The organism is Geodermatophilus obscurus DSM 43160, assembly GCF_000025345.1.
Classification (GTDB): domain Bacteria; phylum Actinomycetota; class Actinomycetes; order Mycobacteriales; family Geodermatophilaceae; genus Geodermatophilus; species Geodermatophilus obscurus.
Genome location: NC_013757.1, coordinates 5,086,542 through 5,102,928 on the forward strand (window position 1 = coordinate 5,086,542; position 16,387 = coordinate 5,102,928).

The 16,387-nt window shown below is 75.2% G+C and carries 17 protein-coding genes and 1 pseudogene; 7 read left to right on the forward strand and 11 right to left on the reverse strand.

Features of this window, described 5'->3' with window-relative positions; all coding sequences use genetic code 11:
• Nucleotides 1–27 precede the first annotated feature (27 nt).
• A complete protein-coding gene (locus GOBS_RS23870; RefSeq protein WP_012950827.1) occupies nt 28–2,028 on the reverse strand; it encodes a HelD family protein in 2,001 nt (666 codons plus the stop codon).
• Between the two features lie 69 nt (nt 2,029–2,097).
• Between GOBS_RS23870 and GOBS_RS29880 the strand changes: the two are divergent.
• Nucleotides 2,098–2,457: pseudogene (locus GOBS_RS29880) on the forward strand (alcohol dehydrogenase catalytic domain-containing protein); the annotation flags it as partial.
• Nucleotides 2,399–3,019, forward strand: coding sequence for a zinc-binding dehydrogenase (locus tag GOBS_RS29885; protein WP_424954963.1), 621 nt, complete (start codon nt 2,399–2,401; stop codon nt 3,017–3,019). The pseudogene GOBS_RS29880 and the gene GOBS_RS29885, both read left to right, overlap by 59 nt.
• Before the next feature lie 174 nt (nt 3,020–3,193).
• Here the strand turns inward: GOBS_RS29885 and GOBS_RS23880 are convergent, their stop codons facing one another.
• From GOBS_RS23880 to GOBS_RS23905, 6 genes are all read right to left on the reverse strand, one after another.
• Nucleotides 3,194–3,925, reverse strand: coding sequence for an acVLRF1 family peptidyl-tRNA hydrolase (locus tag GOBS_RS23880; RefSeq protein WP_041242683.1), 732 nt, complete (start codon nt 3,923–3,925; stop codon nt 3,194–3,196).
• A complete protein-coding gene (locus GOBS_RS23885) occupies nt 3,883–4,287 on the reverse strand; it encodes a rhodanese-like domain-containing protein (RefSeq protein WP_012950829.1) in 405 nt (134 codons plus the stop codon). The genes GOBS_RS23880 and GOBS_RS23885 overlap by 43 nt, the downstream gene beginning before the upstream one ends.
• Before the next feature lie 20 nt (nt 4,288–4,307).
• On the reverse strand, nt 4,308–5,522 hold the full coding sequence (locus GOBS_RS23890; RefSeq protein WP_012950830.1) for an MFS transporter: 1,215 nt from the start codon (nt 5,520–5,522) through the stop codon (nt 4,308–4,310).
• A gap of 195 nt (nt 5,523–5,717) precedes the next feature.
• Nucleotides 5,718–7,532, reverse strand: a complete 1,815-nt coding sequence (locus GOBS_RS23895; RefSeq protein ID WP_012950831.1) for a phosphoenolpyruvate carboxykinase (GTP) — start codon at nt 7,530–7,532, stop codon at nt 5,718–5,720.
• A gap of 374 nt (nt 7,533–7,906) precedes the next feature.
• Nucleotides 7,907–8,434, reverse strand: a complete 528-nt coding sequence (locus tag GOBS_RS23900) for an SRPBCC family protein (protein WP_012950832.1) — start codon at nt 8,432–8,434, stop codon at nt 7,907–7,909.
• Entirely contained in the window at nt 8,431–8,760 is a 330-nt protein-coding gene (locus GOBS_RS23905; protein ID WP_012950833.1) for an ArsR/SmtB family transcription factor, read from the reverse strand. The genes GOBS_RS23900 and GOBS_RS23905 overlap by 4 nt, the downstream gene beginning before the upstream one ends.
• Before the next feature lie 73 nt (nt 8,761–8,833).
• Between GOBS_RS23905 and GOBS_RS23910 the strand changes: the two genes are divergently transcribed.
• From GOBS_RS23910 to GOBS_RS23920, 3 genes are all read left to right on the forward strand, one after another.
• On the forward strand, nt 8,834–9,106 hold the full coding sequence (locus GOBS_RS23910) for a hypothetical protein (protein ID WP_012950834.1): 273 nt from the start codon (nt 8,834–8,836) through the stop codon (nt 9,104–9,106).
• A gap of 76 nt (nt 9,107–9,182) precedes the next feature.
• Nucleotides 9,183–9,425: a hypothetical protein gene (locus GOBS_RS23915; RefSeq protein ID WP_012950835.1), complete on the forward strand. Its 243-nt coding sequence runs from the start codon at nt 9,183–9,185 to the stop codon at nt 9,423–9,425.
• A 139-nt stretch (nt 9,426–9,564) separates the two neighbouring features.
• Nucleotides 9,565–10,527, forward strand: a complete 963-nt coding sequence (locus tag GOBS_RS23920) for an NAD(P)H-dependent flavin oxidoreductase (RefSeq protein WP_012950836.1) — start codon at nt 9,565–9,567, stop codon at nt 10,525–10,527.
• Here GOBS_RS23920 and GOBS_RS23925 read toward each other — a convergent pair.
• Together GOBS_RS23925 and GOBS_RS23930 are read right to left on the reverse strand one after the other, a co-directional pair.
• Nucleotides 10,498–11,166 carry a DsbA family oxidoreductase gene (locus tag GOBS_RS23925; protein ID WP_049788652.1) on the reverse strand — a complete coding sequence of 223 codons (669 nt, stop codon included), beginning with the start codon at nt 11,164–11,166 and terminating at the stop codon, nt 10,498–10,500. The genes GOBS_RS23920 and GOBS_RS23925 overlap by 30 nt on opposite strands.
• 219 nt (nt 11,167–11,385) lie before the next feature.
• Nucleotides 11,386–11,763: an FKBP-type peptidyl-prolyl cis-trans isomerase gene (locus GOBS_RS23930; RefSeq protein WP_012950838.1), complete on the reverse strand. Its 378-nt coding sequence runs from the start codon at nt 11,761–11,763 to the stop codon at nt 11,386–11,388.
• 98 nt (nt 11,764–11,861) lie between these two features.
• On the opposite strand from GOBS_RS23930, the gene GOBS_RS23935 reads away from it, so the two are divergent.
• A complete protein-coding gene (locus tag GOBS_RS23935; RefSeq protein ID WP_012950839.1) occupies nt 11,862–12,251 on the forward strand; it encodes a VOC family protein in 390 nt (129 codons plus the stop codon).
• Here GOBS_RS23935 and GOBS_RS23940 read toward each other — a convergent pair whose 3' ends face one another.
• Nucleotides 12,252–13,001, reverse strand: a complete 750-nt coding sequence (locus GOBS_RS23940; RefSeq protein WP_243697594.1) for an SDR family oxidoreductase — start codon at nt 12,999–13,001, stop codon at nt 12,252–12,254.
• Nucleotides 13,002–13,059: 58 nt separating this feature from the next.
• Here GOBS_RS23940 and GOBS_RS23945 point away from each other — a divergent pair, with 58 nt between their 5' ends.
• Nucleotides 13,060–14,775: an alpha-glucosidase gene (locus GOBS_RS23945; RefSeq protein ID WP_012950841.1), complete on the forward strand. Its 1,716-nt coding sequence runs from the start codon at nt 13,060–13,062 to the stop codon at nt 14,773–14,775.
• A 266-nt stretch (nt 14,776–15,041) separates the two neighbouring features.
• Here GOBS_RS23945 and GOBS_RS23950 read toward each other — a convergent pair whose 3' ends face one another.
• Nucleotides 15,042–16,316 carry an MFS transporter gene (locus GOBS_RS23950; protein ID WP_012950842.1) on the reverse strand — a complete coding sequence of 425 codons (1,275 nt, stop codon included), beginning with the start codon at nt 16,314–16,316 and terminating at the stop codon, nt 15,042–15,044.
• Between the last annotated feature and the right edge of the window lie 71 nt (nt 16,317–16,387).

The following is a 16,387-nucleotide window of genomic DNA, read 5'->3' on the forward strand; positions in this document are numbered from 1 at the left end:
CACCCCGCTGCGCGTGCGACACAGGCGTCACGCCACGAGCAGCTCCGGCAGGTCGCCGGTGTGCAGCACCACCAGTGTGCTCACCGCCCGGGTGAGGACGACGTAGAGCCGGTGCAGCCCGCGCGGCTCGGCGGCGGCGATCGCGGCGGGGTCCACCACGACGACCGCGTCGAACTCCAGCCCCTTGGCCAGCGTGGCCGGGACGACGGCCAGCAGCCCCGCGTCGCCGTCCTCCCCGAGGACCGACGCGGGCAGCCCGGCGGCGAGCAGCGCACCGGTCACCTCGGCCACGGCGGCGTCGGCGCAGACCACCCCGATCGAGCCCGGCGTGGCCGCGAGCTCGCGCACCACGTCGGGCAGCGGGCCGTCCGGCCGGACGCGCAGCGACCCGGTCCCGCGGCGCACCGCCGTGGCGACCGGCAGCCCGGGCGCGATCGCCGGCAGCAGCCGGTTGGCGTACTCGAGCACCTCGCCGGGCACCCGGTAGCCGCGGGTGAGCGGCCGCACGGCGGTCCCCGGCCGCCCCAGCCCCACGAGCGTGCGGCTCCAGTCGGCTGCCGACCACGGGCTGGTGGCCTGGGCGAGGTCGCCCAGCACGGTGAGCGACCCGGCGGCCAGGCGGCGTGCGATCGCGCGGCACTGCATGGGCGAGAGGTCCTGTGCCTCGTCGACGACCACGTGCCCGTAGCCGGCGGTGCGCTCCAGCAGCCCGGCGACCTCGTCGACCAGAACCGCGTCGGCCTCGGTCCAGGGAGCGCCGCGCAGCGGGCCGGCCGGGCGGAGGAGCAGCCCCTGCTCGCCGCCGTCGAGCACGCCGCGGGCCGCCCGCGCCAGGACGGCGGGGTTGGTCAGCAGGGCGTGCACCAGCTCCGCGGCGTCCCGGGCCGGCCAGACCGCGTCGCAGAACGCGCGCACCTCCGGGCTGCGGGCCGCGCGGCGGGTCTCGGCGTCGGTGGGGCTGCCGCCGGCGGCCTCGGCCTGCCGTCGGGCGTCCTCGGCCAGCAGCATCGCCAGCCGCTCCCGGCCGGCGGCGTGGTGCAGCACCTGCTGGTCGTCGCCGGCCCGGCCGCGGCGGCGCAGGTCGTCGACGTACCGCTTCAGCCGCTCCACCGGCACGCGGCGACGGCGCCCGGTCATCGGCACCTGCACGTCGTCCGCCGGCTTGGCGATCGAGCCCCACAGGGCGCGGTGCAGCACCTCGGCCATGCGGGCGTCGCCCTTGAGGACGGCGACCCCGGGGGCGTCCGTGCCGCGCACCGGCACCCGGGCGGTCAGCTCGGCCACGGTGGTCTGGTCGACGTCGACCTCGCCGAGGGTGGGCAGCACCTGCTCGATGTAGCGCAGGAACGCGCGGTTGGGCCCCACGACGAGGACGCCGGTGCGGGCCAGCTGACCGCCGTGGGTGTAGAGCAGGTAGGCCGCGCGGTGCAGGCCGACGGCGGTCTTGCCGGTGCCCGGAGCGCCCTGCACGCAGATCGACTCGGCCAGCGGCGCCCGCACGATGGCGTCCTGCTCGGGCTGGATGGTGGCCACGATGTCGCGCATCGGACCGGAGCGCGGGCGCTCGATCTCCTGCTCGAGCAGCCGGCTGGAGACGTCGTCCCCCACCCCCAGCAGCTCGTCCTCGTAGCTGGTGAGCTCCCCGCCGGCGAAGCCGAAACGGCGGCGGCGCACCAGGCCCTGCGGATCGGCGGCGCTGGCCCGGTAGAACGGCCGGCTCATCGGCGCCCGCCAGTCGATGACGACCGGGGTGCCGTCGGTGTCGCGCACGTGCCGGCGACCGATGTGGAAGGTCTCGGTGCCGGTGTCGGTGCGGCCGAAGAACGGCGGGACGCCCGGGTCGGCGGCCAGCGCCCGCAGCCGATCGGCACGGGCGGCGCCGAGCCGCTCTGCGGCCCAGGCGTCGACGCCGGCGTCGACGACGGCGTAGGTGGCCGCGCGCATGGCGGTCAGGCAGTCGGCCGCGTGCGCCAGGTGGGCGCGCTCGGCGGTGAGCACGGGATCGGAGGCGGTGGTCGTCTCGCGCATCGCGGAGGACACGGTCGGAGGACGTTACTCGCGGCGGGGGGCGGGGAGGAAGGGGTCGTGCCCGAGGCGATGCTCTCCGGACGGTTGGACGTGCGCACCCGCGACCTCGCGGTCGAGGAGGTGCCCAAGCCCTCCCCGGGCCCCGGCGAGGTGCTGGTCCGGGTGGCCGCCGCCGGCATCTGCCTGTCCGACGTCCACCTGATCGAAGGGCAGCTCAGCCCGCTGTTCCTCGCCGGCGACGCGGTGACCCTCGGCCACGAGGTGGCCGGCACCGTCGCCGAGCTGGGGGACGGGATGACCGGTGCGACCGTGGGGCAGCGGGTGCTGCTGCAGGCCGGCGAGGAGAAGGACGGCTGGATGCACACCCGGGGTGTCGACTACGACGGGGGCTGGGCCGAGTACGCGCTGGCCACGGTCGGCACGCTCGTGCCGGTGCCGGACGGGATGCCGCTGGAGCAGGCCTGCATCGTGCCGGACGGGGTCTCCACGCCGTGGGCCTCGATCGTGCGGACCGCGGGCGTCCGGGCCGGTCAGCCGGTCGGCGTCTGGGGCATCGGCGGCCTCGGCGCGCACGCCGTGCAGCTGCTGCGGCTGGCCGGGGCGGCGCCGATCGTCGCCGTCGACCCGGTGCCGGCCGCGCGAGCGGGCGCTCGCCTTCGGCGCCGACCTCGCCCTCGACCCGGCGGACGACGTCGCCGCGCGGGTGCGGGAGCTGACCGGCGGTGCCGGGCTGGCGTACGCCTTCGACTTCGCCGGGGTGGTGCCGGTGCGCGAGCAGGCGGTGCGGACGCTGGAGCGCGACGGCGCCCTGGTCCTCGTCGGGCTCACCGACCAGCCGCTGAGCATCCGCAACGGCACCCGGCTCAGCTACTTCGGCCAGCGGATCCTCGGCCACTACGGCTCCGAGCCCGCGCACGTGCAGGAGCTGGTGTCCCTGGTCCGGCACGGTCGGCGAACCTCTCCCGGTCGATCTCGGGCACCCTGCCGCTGAGCGAGCCCGCCCGCGGCGTGGAGGTGCTCGCGCACGAGGAGGGCGACCCGATCCGCCTCGTCCTCACGCCGTGACACCGTCCTCCTACCGGACGACACCGCGGCCAGGAGCCGTCCCCCGGCTGCGCTGAGCCCCACCCGGCCCTCCTCGGGGAGCCCTCCGGGCCCCCGCTCGTCAGGCCGATCGCTCGCCCGGCTCCACGATGTGGACCTCGACCGCGCGGAACTGCGACGGGGTCTCCAGCAGCACCGCCTTGGTGGGCTCACCGACCTCCAGCGCCGACCCGCGGCGCAACGCGGCCAGCCTCCGCAGCCGCGGGTCGCTGAGGACGTCGTCCACCAGGCCGCGGTCGCCACCGGTGAACAGCGCCTCGACCTCGCCGGCGTGCGGCAGCAGCACCCGGACGGCGGTCTCGACCGCGGCGCCCACCACCGCGTCGGTCTGGTGGGCCCGCCGCCGGGCGAAGCGCTGCTGCGACCAGCCGCCGGCCGCCGTCCGCCCCTGGACCTGGCGCGCGTCGACCTTGGAGACCACCAGGTCCCCGCCGTCGAACACCCCGACCGCCCACCGTCCGCGGCGGACCAGCAGGACGGCGGCTCGGTGCGGTACGCGGACGGCCGCGGTGAACGAGGAGAGCACCGGCGGGGTGGGTGGGGACGTCGCAGCCGGCCCCGGCCGCCAGTCGAAGGGCGCCCGCAGGGTGACCTCGGTGGTGTCCGCGCAGGTCACCCGGACGCCGCCGTCCACCGGTTCGACGGCGTCGAAGGTGCCGTGCCGGGCGGCGACGCCGTCCAGCCAGCGCCCGAGGCGCTCGGGCGGGACGCGCAGCTGCCGGCCGCCGCCGGCGGCGGGCCGGGACCGGGTCAGGCGCCGTCCCGGGTGGTGGGCAGCCCGGCCGCCGCCCAGGCCTGGTAGCCGCCGACGACGTCGGTGGCGCGGTGCAGGCCCAGGGCGCGCAGCGAGTCGGCGGCGAGGCTGGAGGCGTAGCCCTCGTTGCAGAGCACGATCACCTCGACGTCGTGCCCGGTGGCCTCGGGCAGCCGTGCGTCGCTGGCCGGGTCCAGGCGCCACTCGAGCACGTTGCGCTCGACGACCAGGGCGCCGGGGACCTCGCCGTCGGCCTCGCGCTGGGCGACCGGGCGGGTGTCGACGAGCAGGGCGCCGTCGGCCATCCGGGCCGCGGCCTCGGCCGGCTGGAGGCGGTGGAGGCGCCCACGCGTCTCCGCGAGCACCTCGTCGATGGAGCGCGGAGCGGTCGGGGTGTCCACGGGGTCCGTCCTCGACCCGGTCACCGTGCCATCGCCGGCTCGGCGGCGTGTTCGGCCGGCACGTGCAGCAGCCGCTGGGTGACCGCGACGACCACCGTGGCGACGGCGGCGGCGACGGTGGCCACCCAGAACGCGGAGCTGGCCCCGGTCACGTCGACCAGCTTGCCGGCGGCCGAGGAGCCGAGGGCGACCCCGAGGCCCAGGGCGGTGCCGATCCAGGTGAACGCCTCCGTGGTCGCCGAGCGCGGGACCAGGACTTCGGCGAGGGTGAACGAGCTGATCAGCGACGGGGAGACGGCGAGCCCCGCGAGCACCACGAACGGGATCATGAGCCAGACGCCGCGCACCAGCGCCAGCGGCAGGCTCAGCACGGTGAGCACGGCGAGGACGACGACCAGCCGGTGGCGCAGCGGGTACCGCCAGTGCACGCTCCCCCACCCGATGCCGCTGGCCATGGACCCGAGCGCCAGCGCCGCGATGAGCACGCCGGACAGCGGCATGGCACCCGCCTGGTCGGCGAAGGCGACCAGCGCGATCTCCAGGCTGCCGAGGATCGCGCCCACGGCGGCCCCGACGACGAACAGCACCCGGAGTCCGGGCGTGCGGATGGCCGACGGGCCGCTGCGGGCGGCGTGCCCGTGCGGCGGCGGCTCGGTGCGGCCCTGGGCGGCGAACAGCAGGCTGCCGACGACGGCGAGGACGAAGGCGGTGACCACACCGGAGGTGGCGTGCCCGGTCGTGGACAGGAAGGTGACCAGCACCGGGCCGACGATGAAGACGAACTCGTCGACCACCGACTCCATCGCCAGCGCCGCCGGCAGCCGGTGCGTGCCGCGGAGCAGGTGGGTCCAGCGGACCCGGATCATCGAGGCCACCGGCGGGATGCAGGCGCCGGCCAGTCCCGCCGAGGCGAACAGGATCCAGCGCGGCCAGTCCTCCTTGACCGCCGGCAGGAACACGCACCCCGCGGCCACGAACACGACCAGCACCGGCAGCAGCGTGCGGCGCTGGCCGTGGGTGTCCGCCCACCGCCCCAGCAGCGGACCGGAGATCGCCGTGGTGACGGCCCCGGTCGCGGCGACCGCCCCGCCCAGCCCGTAGCTGCCCGTCTCGGAGGCGATGAGCAGGACCGAGCCGAGCCCGACCATCGACAGCGGCAACCGCCCCACGAAGGCGGCCAGCACCATCGGCAGTGCGTGGGGCGTGCGGAGCACGTGCAGGTACGGGTTGGGCACGGGATGGCGACCTGTCGTCTCAGGTGAGGGGGCTCCGGTCCGACGACCCACGCTAACCGACCCCCCCAGTGGCGGCCCGGCGGCGCAGGGCCGGTCGCGCGCCCCGCCCCGGAACGGCGCAGGGCCCCGCGCCGGTCGCCGTTGACCGGTGCGGGGCCCTGCGGGGCCGGCTCGGAGGAGCCGGCGCGGCCGGCTCTAGGCGAGCCGGTGCTCCAGGATGGCGAGCTCGTCCCACATGGTGCTGGGGAGCTTGTCGCCGAACTTCTCGAACCACTCGGTGATCTGCGGGAGCTCGGCGCGCCACTCGTCCTTGTCGACGGCGAGGGCCTTCTCCACATGCTCGCGGGTCAGGTCGAGCCCGGAGATGTCCAGCGAGTCCGGCGTCGGCACGTGGCCGACCGCGGTCTCCTCGGCCGCCGCGGTGCCCTCGAGCCGCTCGACGACCCACTTGAGGACCCGGCTGTTCTCGCCGAAGCCCGGCCACAGGAAGCCGCCGTCCTCGTCGCGGCGGAACCAGTTCACGTAGAAGATCCGCGGCAGCTTGGAGGCGTCGTGGGCCTTGCCGGTCTCGACCCAGTGGCGGAAGTAGTCGCCGGCGTTGTAGCCGATGAACGGCAGCATGGCGAACGGGTCGCGGCGGACCACGCCGACCGCACCGGTGGCGGCGGCGGTGGTCTCCGAGGAGAGCGTCGCGCCCATGAAGACGCCGTGGTTCCAGTCCCGGGCCTCGCTGACCAGCGGGATCGTGGTCTTGCGGCGGCCGCCGAAGAGGATCGCCGAGATCGGCACGCCCTTCGGGTCGGTGTACTCCGGCGCCAGGATCGGGCACTGGGTGATCGGCGTGCAGAACCGGCTGTTCGGGTGGCTGGAGGGCTCGTCGCTGTCCGGCGTCCAGTCCCGGCCCTTCCAGTCGGTGAGGTGGGCCGGCGGCTCGTCGGTCATGCCCTCCCACCAGATGTCGCCGTCGTCGGTGAGGGCGACGTTGGTGAAGACCGAGTTGCCCTTGTCGATCGTGCGCATCGCGTTGGGGTTGGTGTCCCAGCCGGTGCCGGGGGCGACCCCGAAGAGGCCGAACTCGGGGTTGAGCGCGTAGAGCCGGCCGTCCTCGCCGAAGCGCATCCAGGCGATGTCGTCGCCGAGGGTCTCGACCTTCCATCCCGGGATGGTCGGCTCGAGCATGGCCAGGTTGGTCTTGCCACAGGCGGAGGGGAAGGCCGCGGCGATGTAGTAGGTCTTCTGCTGCGGGCTGGTCAGCTTGAGGATCAGCATGTGCTCGGCGAGCCAGCCCTCGTCGCGCGCCATCACGGAGGCGATGCGCAGCGAGTAGCACTTCTTCCCCAGCAGGGCGTTGCCGCCGTAGCCCGAGCCGTAGGACCAGATGGCCCGTTCCTCGGGGAAGTGCACGATGTACTTGGTGTCGCTGCAGGGCCACGGCACGTCCTGCTGGCCCTCGTCGAGCGGGGCGCCGAGGGAGTGCATCGCCGGCACGAACGGCCGGTCGGTGCCCAACGCCTCGAGGACGTAGCTGCCGATGCGGGCCATGACCCGCATCGAGACCACGACGTACTCGGAGTCGGTCAGCTCGACGCCGAACATCGGGTTCTCGGCCTCGACCGGGCCCATGCAGAACGGGATGACGTACATCGTCCGGCCGCGCATGCACCCGCGGTACAGCTCGGTCATGATCGACTTCATCTCGGCCGGGTCCATCCAGTTGTTGGTGGGCCCGGCGTCGGCCTCGTCGACCGAGCAGATGAAGGTGCGGTCCTCGACGCGCGCGACGTCGCTGGGGTCCGAGGCGCACCAGAACGAGTTGGGCTTCGCGTCCAGACGGGTGAAGGTGCCGGCGTCGACCAACTGCTGGGTGAGCCGCTCCCACTCCTCGTCGCTGCCGTCGACCCACACGACCCGGTCCGGCGTCGTCAGCTCCGCCATCTCCCGCACCCAGGCGAGCAACCGGGCGTGCGTGGTGGGGGCGTTCTCGAGACCGGGGGTGGCCACTGAAGTCACGGCGTCTCCATCCTCTGGGCACACCGGGCGGGGACCCGCCGGCGCTGTACTCGTGCTGCTCAGCTGTCGTCCGGGCCGCCGGGCGCCACGGGCGCCGATGGGGTTCCGGGTCCGAACAGCCTAACGGTGCGGACGACCACTGTAACCGTGAGAGATGTTACGTATAAGACGTCTACCCCGCGGGTCAGAAGACCCTGGTGGGCTGCGCGTCGACCCGGCTGGGTGGACGGTGCACCGGCCCCCGCCGACCGTGCGGCCGTCCCCGGCGGCCCGGCCGATCCGGTCGCAGGAGCCCACTAGACGGGGGCCACCCCCTCGTCACCGTCGCCCCGCTCGGGAGTCCGCAGCACGGGAACGCCTGCGAGGAGACCAGGTCAGGAGCCGGTCGACATCCCGTAGACCGGCCCGGCGACCTCGACGGCGAAGTCGCCCCAGTCCCGCGGGACCGGGCGCCCGCCGACCTCGGCGTCGAACTTGTCCAGGTACCAGTGCCAGCCGGCGGCGAAGTCGGCGACGTCCGCGTCGGCGGCGAACACCTGGCGGAAGCGCAGGACCGTCCGGCCCTCCTCGGCCGACAGGTCCAGCTCGACGGACCAGTCGTCCTGACCCACCCACTCGACGACCAGCCGGCGCGGCGGGTCGCACTCGGCGATGCGCACCGTCTCACCCGCCGGCTCGTCCTCGTGGGTCATCGTGAAGGTGCCGGTACCGCCGGGTGCACGCTCGCCGTCGTAGGTGCCGATCCAGCGGGACAGCCGGTCGGGCTCGGTGAGCGCCGACCACACGTCCTCGACCGGGTCCGGCCAGGAGCGCCGGAACTCCAGGCGCTGCCGGCCGTCGTCCTCGGTGGTGACGACACCGCGGCGGGCCATCGCGTCGGACAGGGCGTCCTGCTGGGTCATGGCGTCTCTCCACTCCTGCGGGCCCGTCGGCCGCGGGCCATCTCGGTGTCCAGTGCGTCGAACCGCCGGGCCCACAGGTCGCGGTAGGGCTCCAGCCAGTCGTCGAGCTCCCGCAGCGGGCGCGGGTCGAGCGCGTAGAGCCGCCGGCGCCCCTCGACCCGGCTGCGGACCAGCCCGGCCTCGCGCAGCACGCGCAGATGCCGGCTGATCGCCGGCCGGCTCACCGGGAACCGCTCGGCGAGCTCGCCGGCGGCCAGTTCGCCCCGCGCCAGCAGGGCGACCAGCTCGCGCCGGGTCGGGTCGGCGAGCGCCGCGAGCGCCTCCACCCGGCATGCGTAACACACTGGTTACGCATTCGGCCAGGGGTTGGCGCGCGACCCCGCCGGGAACCGGGGACGCATGACGGTCACCGACCCCGACGTCCCGGACCCGCTCAACGACCCCCGCACCCTGCAGGCCGACCCCGGCGCGTACGGGCAGGGCGGGGACCTCGCCTCGACCGAGGACGACGCCGTGTCGACCGGCGAGGACGAACTGACCGAGGACGACGCCGTGTCGACCGGCGAGGACGAACTGACCGAGGACGACCTGACCGCCGGCCGGGACGCGGCCGACGACGCCGGCGGTGGCGACGTGACCGGCGGCGCCTTCTCCGACGCCCCGCGCGGCTGAGACCGGGCGGTCCGTTTCAGGACCCGCCGACCGGGCACCCATCGGGACCCCACAGTTCCCAGCGAGGAGGACCGCGATGGCCACCGGTGAGACCGGCTTCGAGGACGTGACCTACGACCTCATCTCCGTGCAGTACCACTCGCTCAAGGCCGGGCACGACTACGGCCAGTACGTCCGCGACGCGGAGAACGCCGGGCTGCAGGACATCGCGGCCTTCTTCCGCGAGGTCATGGAGCAGGACTCCGCGCGGGCGCGGCGCTGCCACGAGTTCCTGCGGCAGATCTCCGGCACCGAGCAGGGCGGACCCGCGACCCAGTAGTGGCAGGGCCCCCTGCCCCCGCCTCTCGTGGAAGGACCCCGTCCTCCCCATCCCTCGCAAGCTCGGGGCGGGACCCTGGACGCGGCCGGCGGGACCCTGCAGGGGGCCGCTCGGGACCGTCAGCGGGCACGATGGCGGCGTGATCCGCACACCGCTGACCCGCACCTTCTCCCTGGCCGCACCGGTCGTCGGGGCACCGATGGCCGGTGTGGCCGGGGGTGCGCTGGCCCGGGCCGTCTCGCTCGGCGGCGGCCTCGGGATGATCGGCATCGGCAACGCCGCCACGACCGACTTCGTCGCCGAGCAGGCGGCCATCCCCGCGGCCGACGGCCTGCCGTTCGGCATCGGTCTCATGGCCTGGGCGCTGGCCGAGCGCCCCGACCTGCTCGACGCGGCGATCGCCGCGGGCCCGGCGCTGGTGTCGGTCTCCTTCGGCGACGCTGCACCCGCCGCCGCGCGGCTGCACGATGCGGGCATCGCCGTCGCCGCGCAGGTGAACACCGCCGACGACGTCCGGCGGGCGCAGGCGGCCGGGGTGGACCTGCTCGTCGCCCAGGGCACCGAGGCCGGCGGGCACACCGGGCACCGGGCCACCCTGCCGCTGCTGCAGGAGGTGCTGACCCTGGCCGACCGCCCGGTCCTCGCCGCCGGCGGCATCGCGACCGGGGCAGGCATGGCCGCGGCCCTGGCCGCCGGCGCCGCCGGGGTGTGGATCGGCACGCCGCTGCTCGCCTGCCCCGAGGGGCTCAACTCCCCCGCCGCCCGGGCCCGCGTCTGTGCGGCCACCGGCGAGGACACCGTGCTAACCCGGGCGTTCGACGTGGCGCAGCGGCTCGCCTGGCCCGAGCGCTGGCCGGGACGGGCGGTGGCCAACGCCTTCAGCCGTGAGTGGCACGGCCGGGAGGCCGAGCTCGCGGCGGACGCCGAGGCCGCCCGCAGGGTGCAGGAGGCGCGCCGGACCGGTGACCTCTCCGCGGCGCCGCTCTACGCCGGGGAGTCGGTCGGCCTGGTCACCGCGGAGCGCCCGGCGGCCGACGTCGTCCGGGACATGGCGGCCGGTGCCGAGCGAGCGCTACGGGCGGCCTGCGACCTGCTGACCTGACCGCGCGGTGTCGGCCCACGCCCGCTCCAGGACCTGCAGCAGCAGGTCGACGGGCTGGGCACCGGCGGCGCCGTACCTGCGGTCGACGACGAAGAAGGGGACGCCGGTCGCCCCGAGCTCCTGGGCGGTGCGGAGGTCGTCGAGGACCGCCGCGCGGTACCGGTGGTCGGTGAGCGCGGCGCGCACCTCGGCCTCGTCCAGGCCGACCTCCACCGCCAGCGCAGCGAGCGAGTCGACGTCGAAGACCGAGCGTCCTTCCTCGAAGTGCGCGTGCAGCAGCCGCTCCTTCACCGCGCCCTGGAGCCCGCGCTCCGCGGCGAGGTGGATGAGCTCGTGGGCCAGCAGCGTGTTGCCGCTGACGCCGCTCGCCAGGTCGTAGTGCAGGCCCTCGCCGGCGGCGGTCTCCTCGACGTGCCGCATCATCCCGCGCACGTCCTCGACCGGGCGGCCGAACCTGGCGGCCAACGCGGGGAGGGTCCGGTGGGTCTCGCCCTCGGGGGTGCCGGGGTCGAGCTGGAAGGACCGCCAGACGACCTCGACCTCGTCCCGGTGGGGGAACCGCTCCAGCGCGGCCTCCAGCCGGCGCTTGCCGATGTAGCACCACGGACAGACGACGTCGGACCAGACCTCGATGCGCACGGACCGCACCAACCCCGTCACCCGCGGGCTCATTCCGGTCGGTGCGCCCCCGACCGCGCCCGGCCGTCCCCAGGGCTGGGGTCGAGGAAGACGCACCGCACATCCGCGCCGCCGGGGCGTGCGGAGTGGGGACCAGAGGGTCCCCGACGAGCGGCCGGGTGGCTCAGCGCAGGCCGGGGACGCCACCTGGTCGTGGGGTCGGCCGGGAGGCCGACGGTGTCACCGCACGCCGACGAGGTCGACGACGAAGACCAGCGTCGCGCCGGGCTTGATGACCCCGCCGGCGCCACGGTCGCCGTAGGCCTTGTGCGGCGGGATGGTCAGCCGGCGCCGGCCGCCGACCCGCATCCCCTGCATGCCCTCGTCCCAGCCCTGGATCACCATGCCGACGCCGAGCCGGAACTCCAGCGGGTCGCCGCGGTCCCAGGAGGCGTCGAACTGCTCTCCGCCGTCGTGGGTGACGCCGACGTAGTGGGCGCTGACCAGGTCACCGGCCTTCGCCTCGGGACCGTCGCCGACGGTGATGTCCTCGATCACCAGGTCGTCGGGCGCGGGGCCGGTCGGCGGCTCGACGTCGGGGCGGGTGGGCTCGGCCATCGGTTCTCCAGGGGATCGGTGCCGGGTGGGTCCCGACGGTCGGCTCCCATCCAAACAGCGGTTCCCCCGGGTCGCCGGGCGGACTACGGTCCGGCGGCGTGATCGACCACCTGGGGCTGCAGTCCGCCGACGTCCCGGCCGCCGTGGCCTTCTACACCACGGTGTTCGCGCCGGCGGGCCTGCGGGAAGCGATGCGGTACGAGACGCCGGGTGGCCCCGTGGTGGGGATCTGCGGGCCTGACGGGTTCCCGCAGCTGTGGCTCAGCCCGCTGGCCGAGGGCACCGAGCGGCCGGTGCACCTGGCGCTGCGGGCGCCGTCGCGGGAGGCGGTGGACGAGGTGTTCGCGCTCGTCCGGGCTCAGGGCGCCGAGGTGCTGCACGAGCCGCGGGTCTGGCCGGAGTACCACCCCGGCTACTACGGCGTCTTCTTCCGGGACCCCGACGGCAACAACGTCGAGGCGGTCCACCACACGCCACCCGAGGAGTGATCAGCGGCCGCCGGCGACGTCGAGCAGGCTGCCGGTGCAGTAGCCCGCACCGTCGCCGAGCAGCCACAGCACCGCATCGGCCACCTCCTCCGCGCGACCGGCCCGGCCCATCGGCACCGTCGGCCCCACCCGCGCGACCCGGTCGGGCTGGCCGCCGCTGGCGTGGATCTCCGTCTCGATGATCCCGGGCCGCACGACGTTGACCCGGATCCCCTCCCCGGCCACCTCGCGGGCGAGGCCGACCCCGAGGGTGTCGACGGCGCCCTTGCTGGCCGCGTAGTCGACGTACTCGCCGGGCGATCCGAGCCTGCTGGCGGCCGAGGAGACCAGCACGATGGACCCGCCCGAGCCGCCGTGCCGGGTGGACATCCGCAGCACCGCCTCCCGGCAGCACAGGACGGTGCCGAGCACGTTCACGGCCAGCATCCGCTGCACCCGCTCCGCGGTCAGCTCGTCGACCCGCGCCCGCTGTCCCACGATCCCCGCGTTGGCCACCAGCCCGGTCACCGGACCGAGGCCCTCGGCGGCGGCGGCGAAGGCGGCCAGGACGTCGTCCTCGACCGAGACGTCGGCGCGCACGGCGCACGCGGTCCCGCCGGCGGCCTCGATGCCGGTCACGACGGCGGCGGCCGCGGCCTCGTCGTCCCGGTACGTGAGAGCGACCGACCACCCGGCCGCCGCCGCGGCGCGCGCGGTCGCCGCGCCGATGCCGCGGCTGCCGCCGGTCACGAGCACCACACCAGGAGGCACGGTCGAACCGTAGCGCGGAGCGGGTGCGGGACGCCGCACGCCGTGCTGGGCTGGGCGCATGCCCGCCGATCCCCCGTGGTGGACCCGCGCCGTCGTCTACCAGGTCTACCCGCGCTCGTTCCAGGACTCCGACGGCGACGGGATCGGCGACCTCGGCGGGATCCTGCAGCGCGTCGACCACCTCGCCGACCTGGGCGTCGACGTCGTCTGGCTCTCACCGATCTACCCCTCGCCGCAGGCCGACAACGGCTACGACATCAGCGACTACACCGACGTCGACCCGCTGTTCGGCTCGCTGGCGCAGCTCGACGAGCTGATCACCGCCCTGCACGAGCGTGGGATGAAGCTGGTGATGGACCTGGTGGTCAACCACACCAGCGACCAGCACCCGTGGTTCGAGGAGAGCAGGGCGTCGCGGACGTCTCCGAGGCGCGACTGGTACTGGTGGCGGCCGCCGCGCGCGGGCAGAACGGCCGGGCAGCCCGGCGCCGAGCCGACCAACTGGCACTCGTACTTCTCCGGGCCCACCTGGGAGCTCGACGAGGCCGGCGGCGAGTACTACCTGCACCTGTTCGCGCGCGAGCAGCCGGACCTGAACTGGGAGAACCCCGAGGTCCGCCAGGCGGTGTACGCGATGATGCGGAACTGGCTCGACCGCGGCGTCGACGGCTTCCGCATGGACGTCATCAACATGATCAGCAAGGACGTCGCCCCGGACGGCTCGCTGCGCGACGGGCCCCCGCTGCCTGGCCCGCCCTACGGCGACGGGACGGCGTCCTTCCTCTGCGGGCCACGGATCCACGAGTTCCTGCAGGAGATGCACCGCGAGGTCTTCGCCGGGCGGTCCGACCGGCTGCTGACCGTGGGCGAGATGCCCGGCGTGACCGTGGAGCAGGCGCGGCTGTTCACCGACCCGGCGCGGGCCGAGGTGGACATGGTGTTCCAGTTCGAGCACGTCGGCCTGGACTTCGACGAGTCCAAGTGGCGCCCGCGGCCGCTGCGGATGCGCGACCTCAAGGCCTCCTTCGGCCGCTGGCAGACGGGGCTGGCCGACGTCGGCTGGAACTCCCTCTACTGGGACAACCACGACCAGCCGCGCGCCGTCTCGCGCTTCGGCGATGACTCGCCCCGGTACCGCCGCGACTCCGCGACCTGCCTGGCCACCCTGCTGCACCTGCACCGCGGGACGCCCTACGTCTACCAGGGCGAGGAGCTGGGGATGGCCAACGCCCCGTTCGACAGCATCGACGACTTCCGGGACGTCGAGTCGCTCAACCACTTCACGCAGGCGGTCGCGCACGGCGAGGACCCGGAGACGGTGCTGGTCGTGCTGCGCCGGATGAGCCGGGACAACGCGCGCACGCCGGTGCAGTGGGACGCCTCGCCGTCCGCCGGCTTCACCACCGGCACGCCGTGGATCCCGGTCAACCCCGACTCCACCGAGTGGAACGCCGAGGCCCAGCGCGCCGACCCCACCTCGGTGTTCGCCCACCACAAGCGGCTGATCGCGCTGCGGCACGACGACCCGGTGGTCGCGCTCGGTGACTTCACCATGCTGCTGCCCGAGCACGACGAGCTGTACGCCTTCACCCGCAGCCTGGACGGCGCGACGCTGCTCGTCGTCTGCAACCTCGGCGCCTCGACGCACCCGCTGGGCGAGCTGCTGCCCGAGGCCGCCGGGGCCGAGCTGATGCTCGGGAACCTGACCGACGAGGGTGACCCCGCCGTCCTGCGGCCGTGGGAGGCACGGGTGCTGCGCCCGCGGAGCGCCTGAGGCGGTCGGCACTCCCCTCCCCACGCAGCTCCGGCGCTGAGTGCTCCTGCACTCAGCGCCGGAGCTACGGGAGAGACGACCGTGGTGAGCCTGCCGTGCAGTGCCAGGTGAGGTCCTCGCCCCGTCAGGGAGGCGGAACCGCCAGCGGCCACCTCCTCCCGGAACACGAGTCGGCCGCCCTCCACGGCACCGGGCCGGACGACGCCCGGCGATGGGCCGCGACCGGGGCCCTGCCGGCGCTCGTCGACCCCCGCACCGACCTGCGCTCAGGCCGGGGCGGCGACCGGCTCGGCTACCTCGGGCTCGTCCAGCGGGTGGGCGAGCTCGTCGGCGGGCAGCCGCCACGCCAGGACGGCGACGACGGCGAGCACCGGCGGCACCAGCCCGGCCAGCAGGAACGTGCCGGTCAGGCCGAGCGACTGGCTGACCGGACCGGCCAGCGCCATCGACAGCGGCATGAACGCCAGCGAGACGAAGAAGTCGAGGCTCGACACCCGCCCGAGCAGCGCCGGAGGCACCCGCCGCTGCAGCAGCGTCCCCCAGATGACGGTGCCGGCCTCGAACGCCGCCCCGAGCAGCCCGGCCGCCGCGATCATCACCCACAGCTGCGAGGTCGCGCCGAAGACGACCAGCGGCACGCAGCCGGCGCCCCACAGCAGGTTCATCACCGTGAGGTAGCGGCGCGGCAGCCGCAGCGAGGCGACGACGGCCGACCCCAGGGCGCCGCCGATGCCGAAGGCGGCCAGCACCCAGGCGTGCTCGGCGGGCCCACCGCCGGCCCGGTCCCGGACCGCGAAGGGCACCAGGACCTCGAACGGGCCCATGATCAGCAGCACCATCAGCGAGGCGAACAGCAGCGTGGCCAGCAGCCAGGGCGTGCCCACCATGTAGGCCACGCCCTCGCGGACGTCGGTCAGCAGCCCCGGGTGCTCGCCCTCGCGGCGGACCGGCAGCGTCGGCAGCGCCGCCACGCACGCGGCCGCGGCAGCCGAGGTCAGCGCCGTCGCCAGCAGCGCCGCGCCCGGCGAGAGGAGCGCTACCAGCAGGCCGCCGACCGCGGGGCCGGCGGCCATCGCCAGCGCCGGGCGGACGACGCCCTCCAGGCCGTTGGCCGCGAGCAGCTCGCCGGGCGGGACGACGCCGGGCACCAGCGCCGAGTAGGCCGGGTAGTACAGCCCCGTCGCGACCCCGCCGGCCAGGGACGCCGCGGCCAGCGGCCCGAGCGCGAGGGCACCGGCCAGCGACAGCAGCGCCACCGACCCGACCGCTGCCGTCTGCAGCAGGGCGACGCCGAGCAGGATGCGCCGCTGCGGCACCCGGTCGGCCAGCGCGCCGCCGACCAGCGTGCTGGCCAGCATGCCGGCGGCCTGCAGCGAGGTGGCCAGGGAGAGCGCGCCGGGGCCGCCGCCGAGGTCCACGACCTGCCAGACCAGCGCCACGGTCCACAGGCCCTGCGCGAACAGCGACAGGCCCATGGACGAGGCCAGCAGGCGGTAGTCCCGGGAGCGCAGGGGCGCGAGCGCGCGCGGCAGGCCGGCCATCTCCCCCTCCGTCGTCGGCGGGCGCGCCGTCGGCGCCCGGACCCCCATGCTCGCGGAGGACACCGACAGCG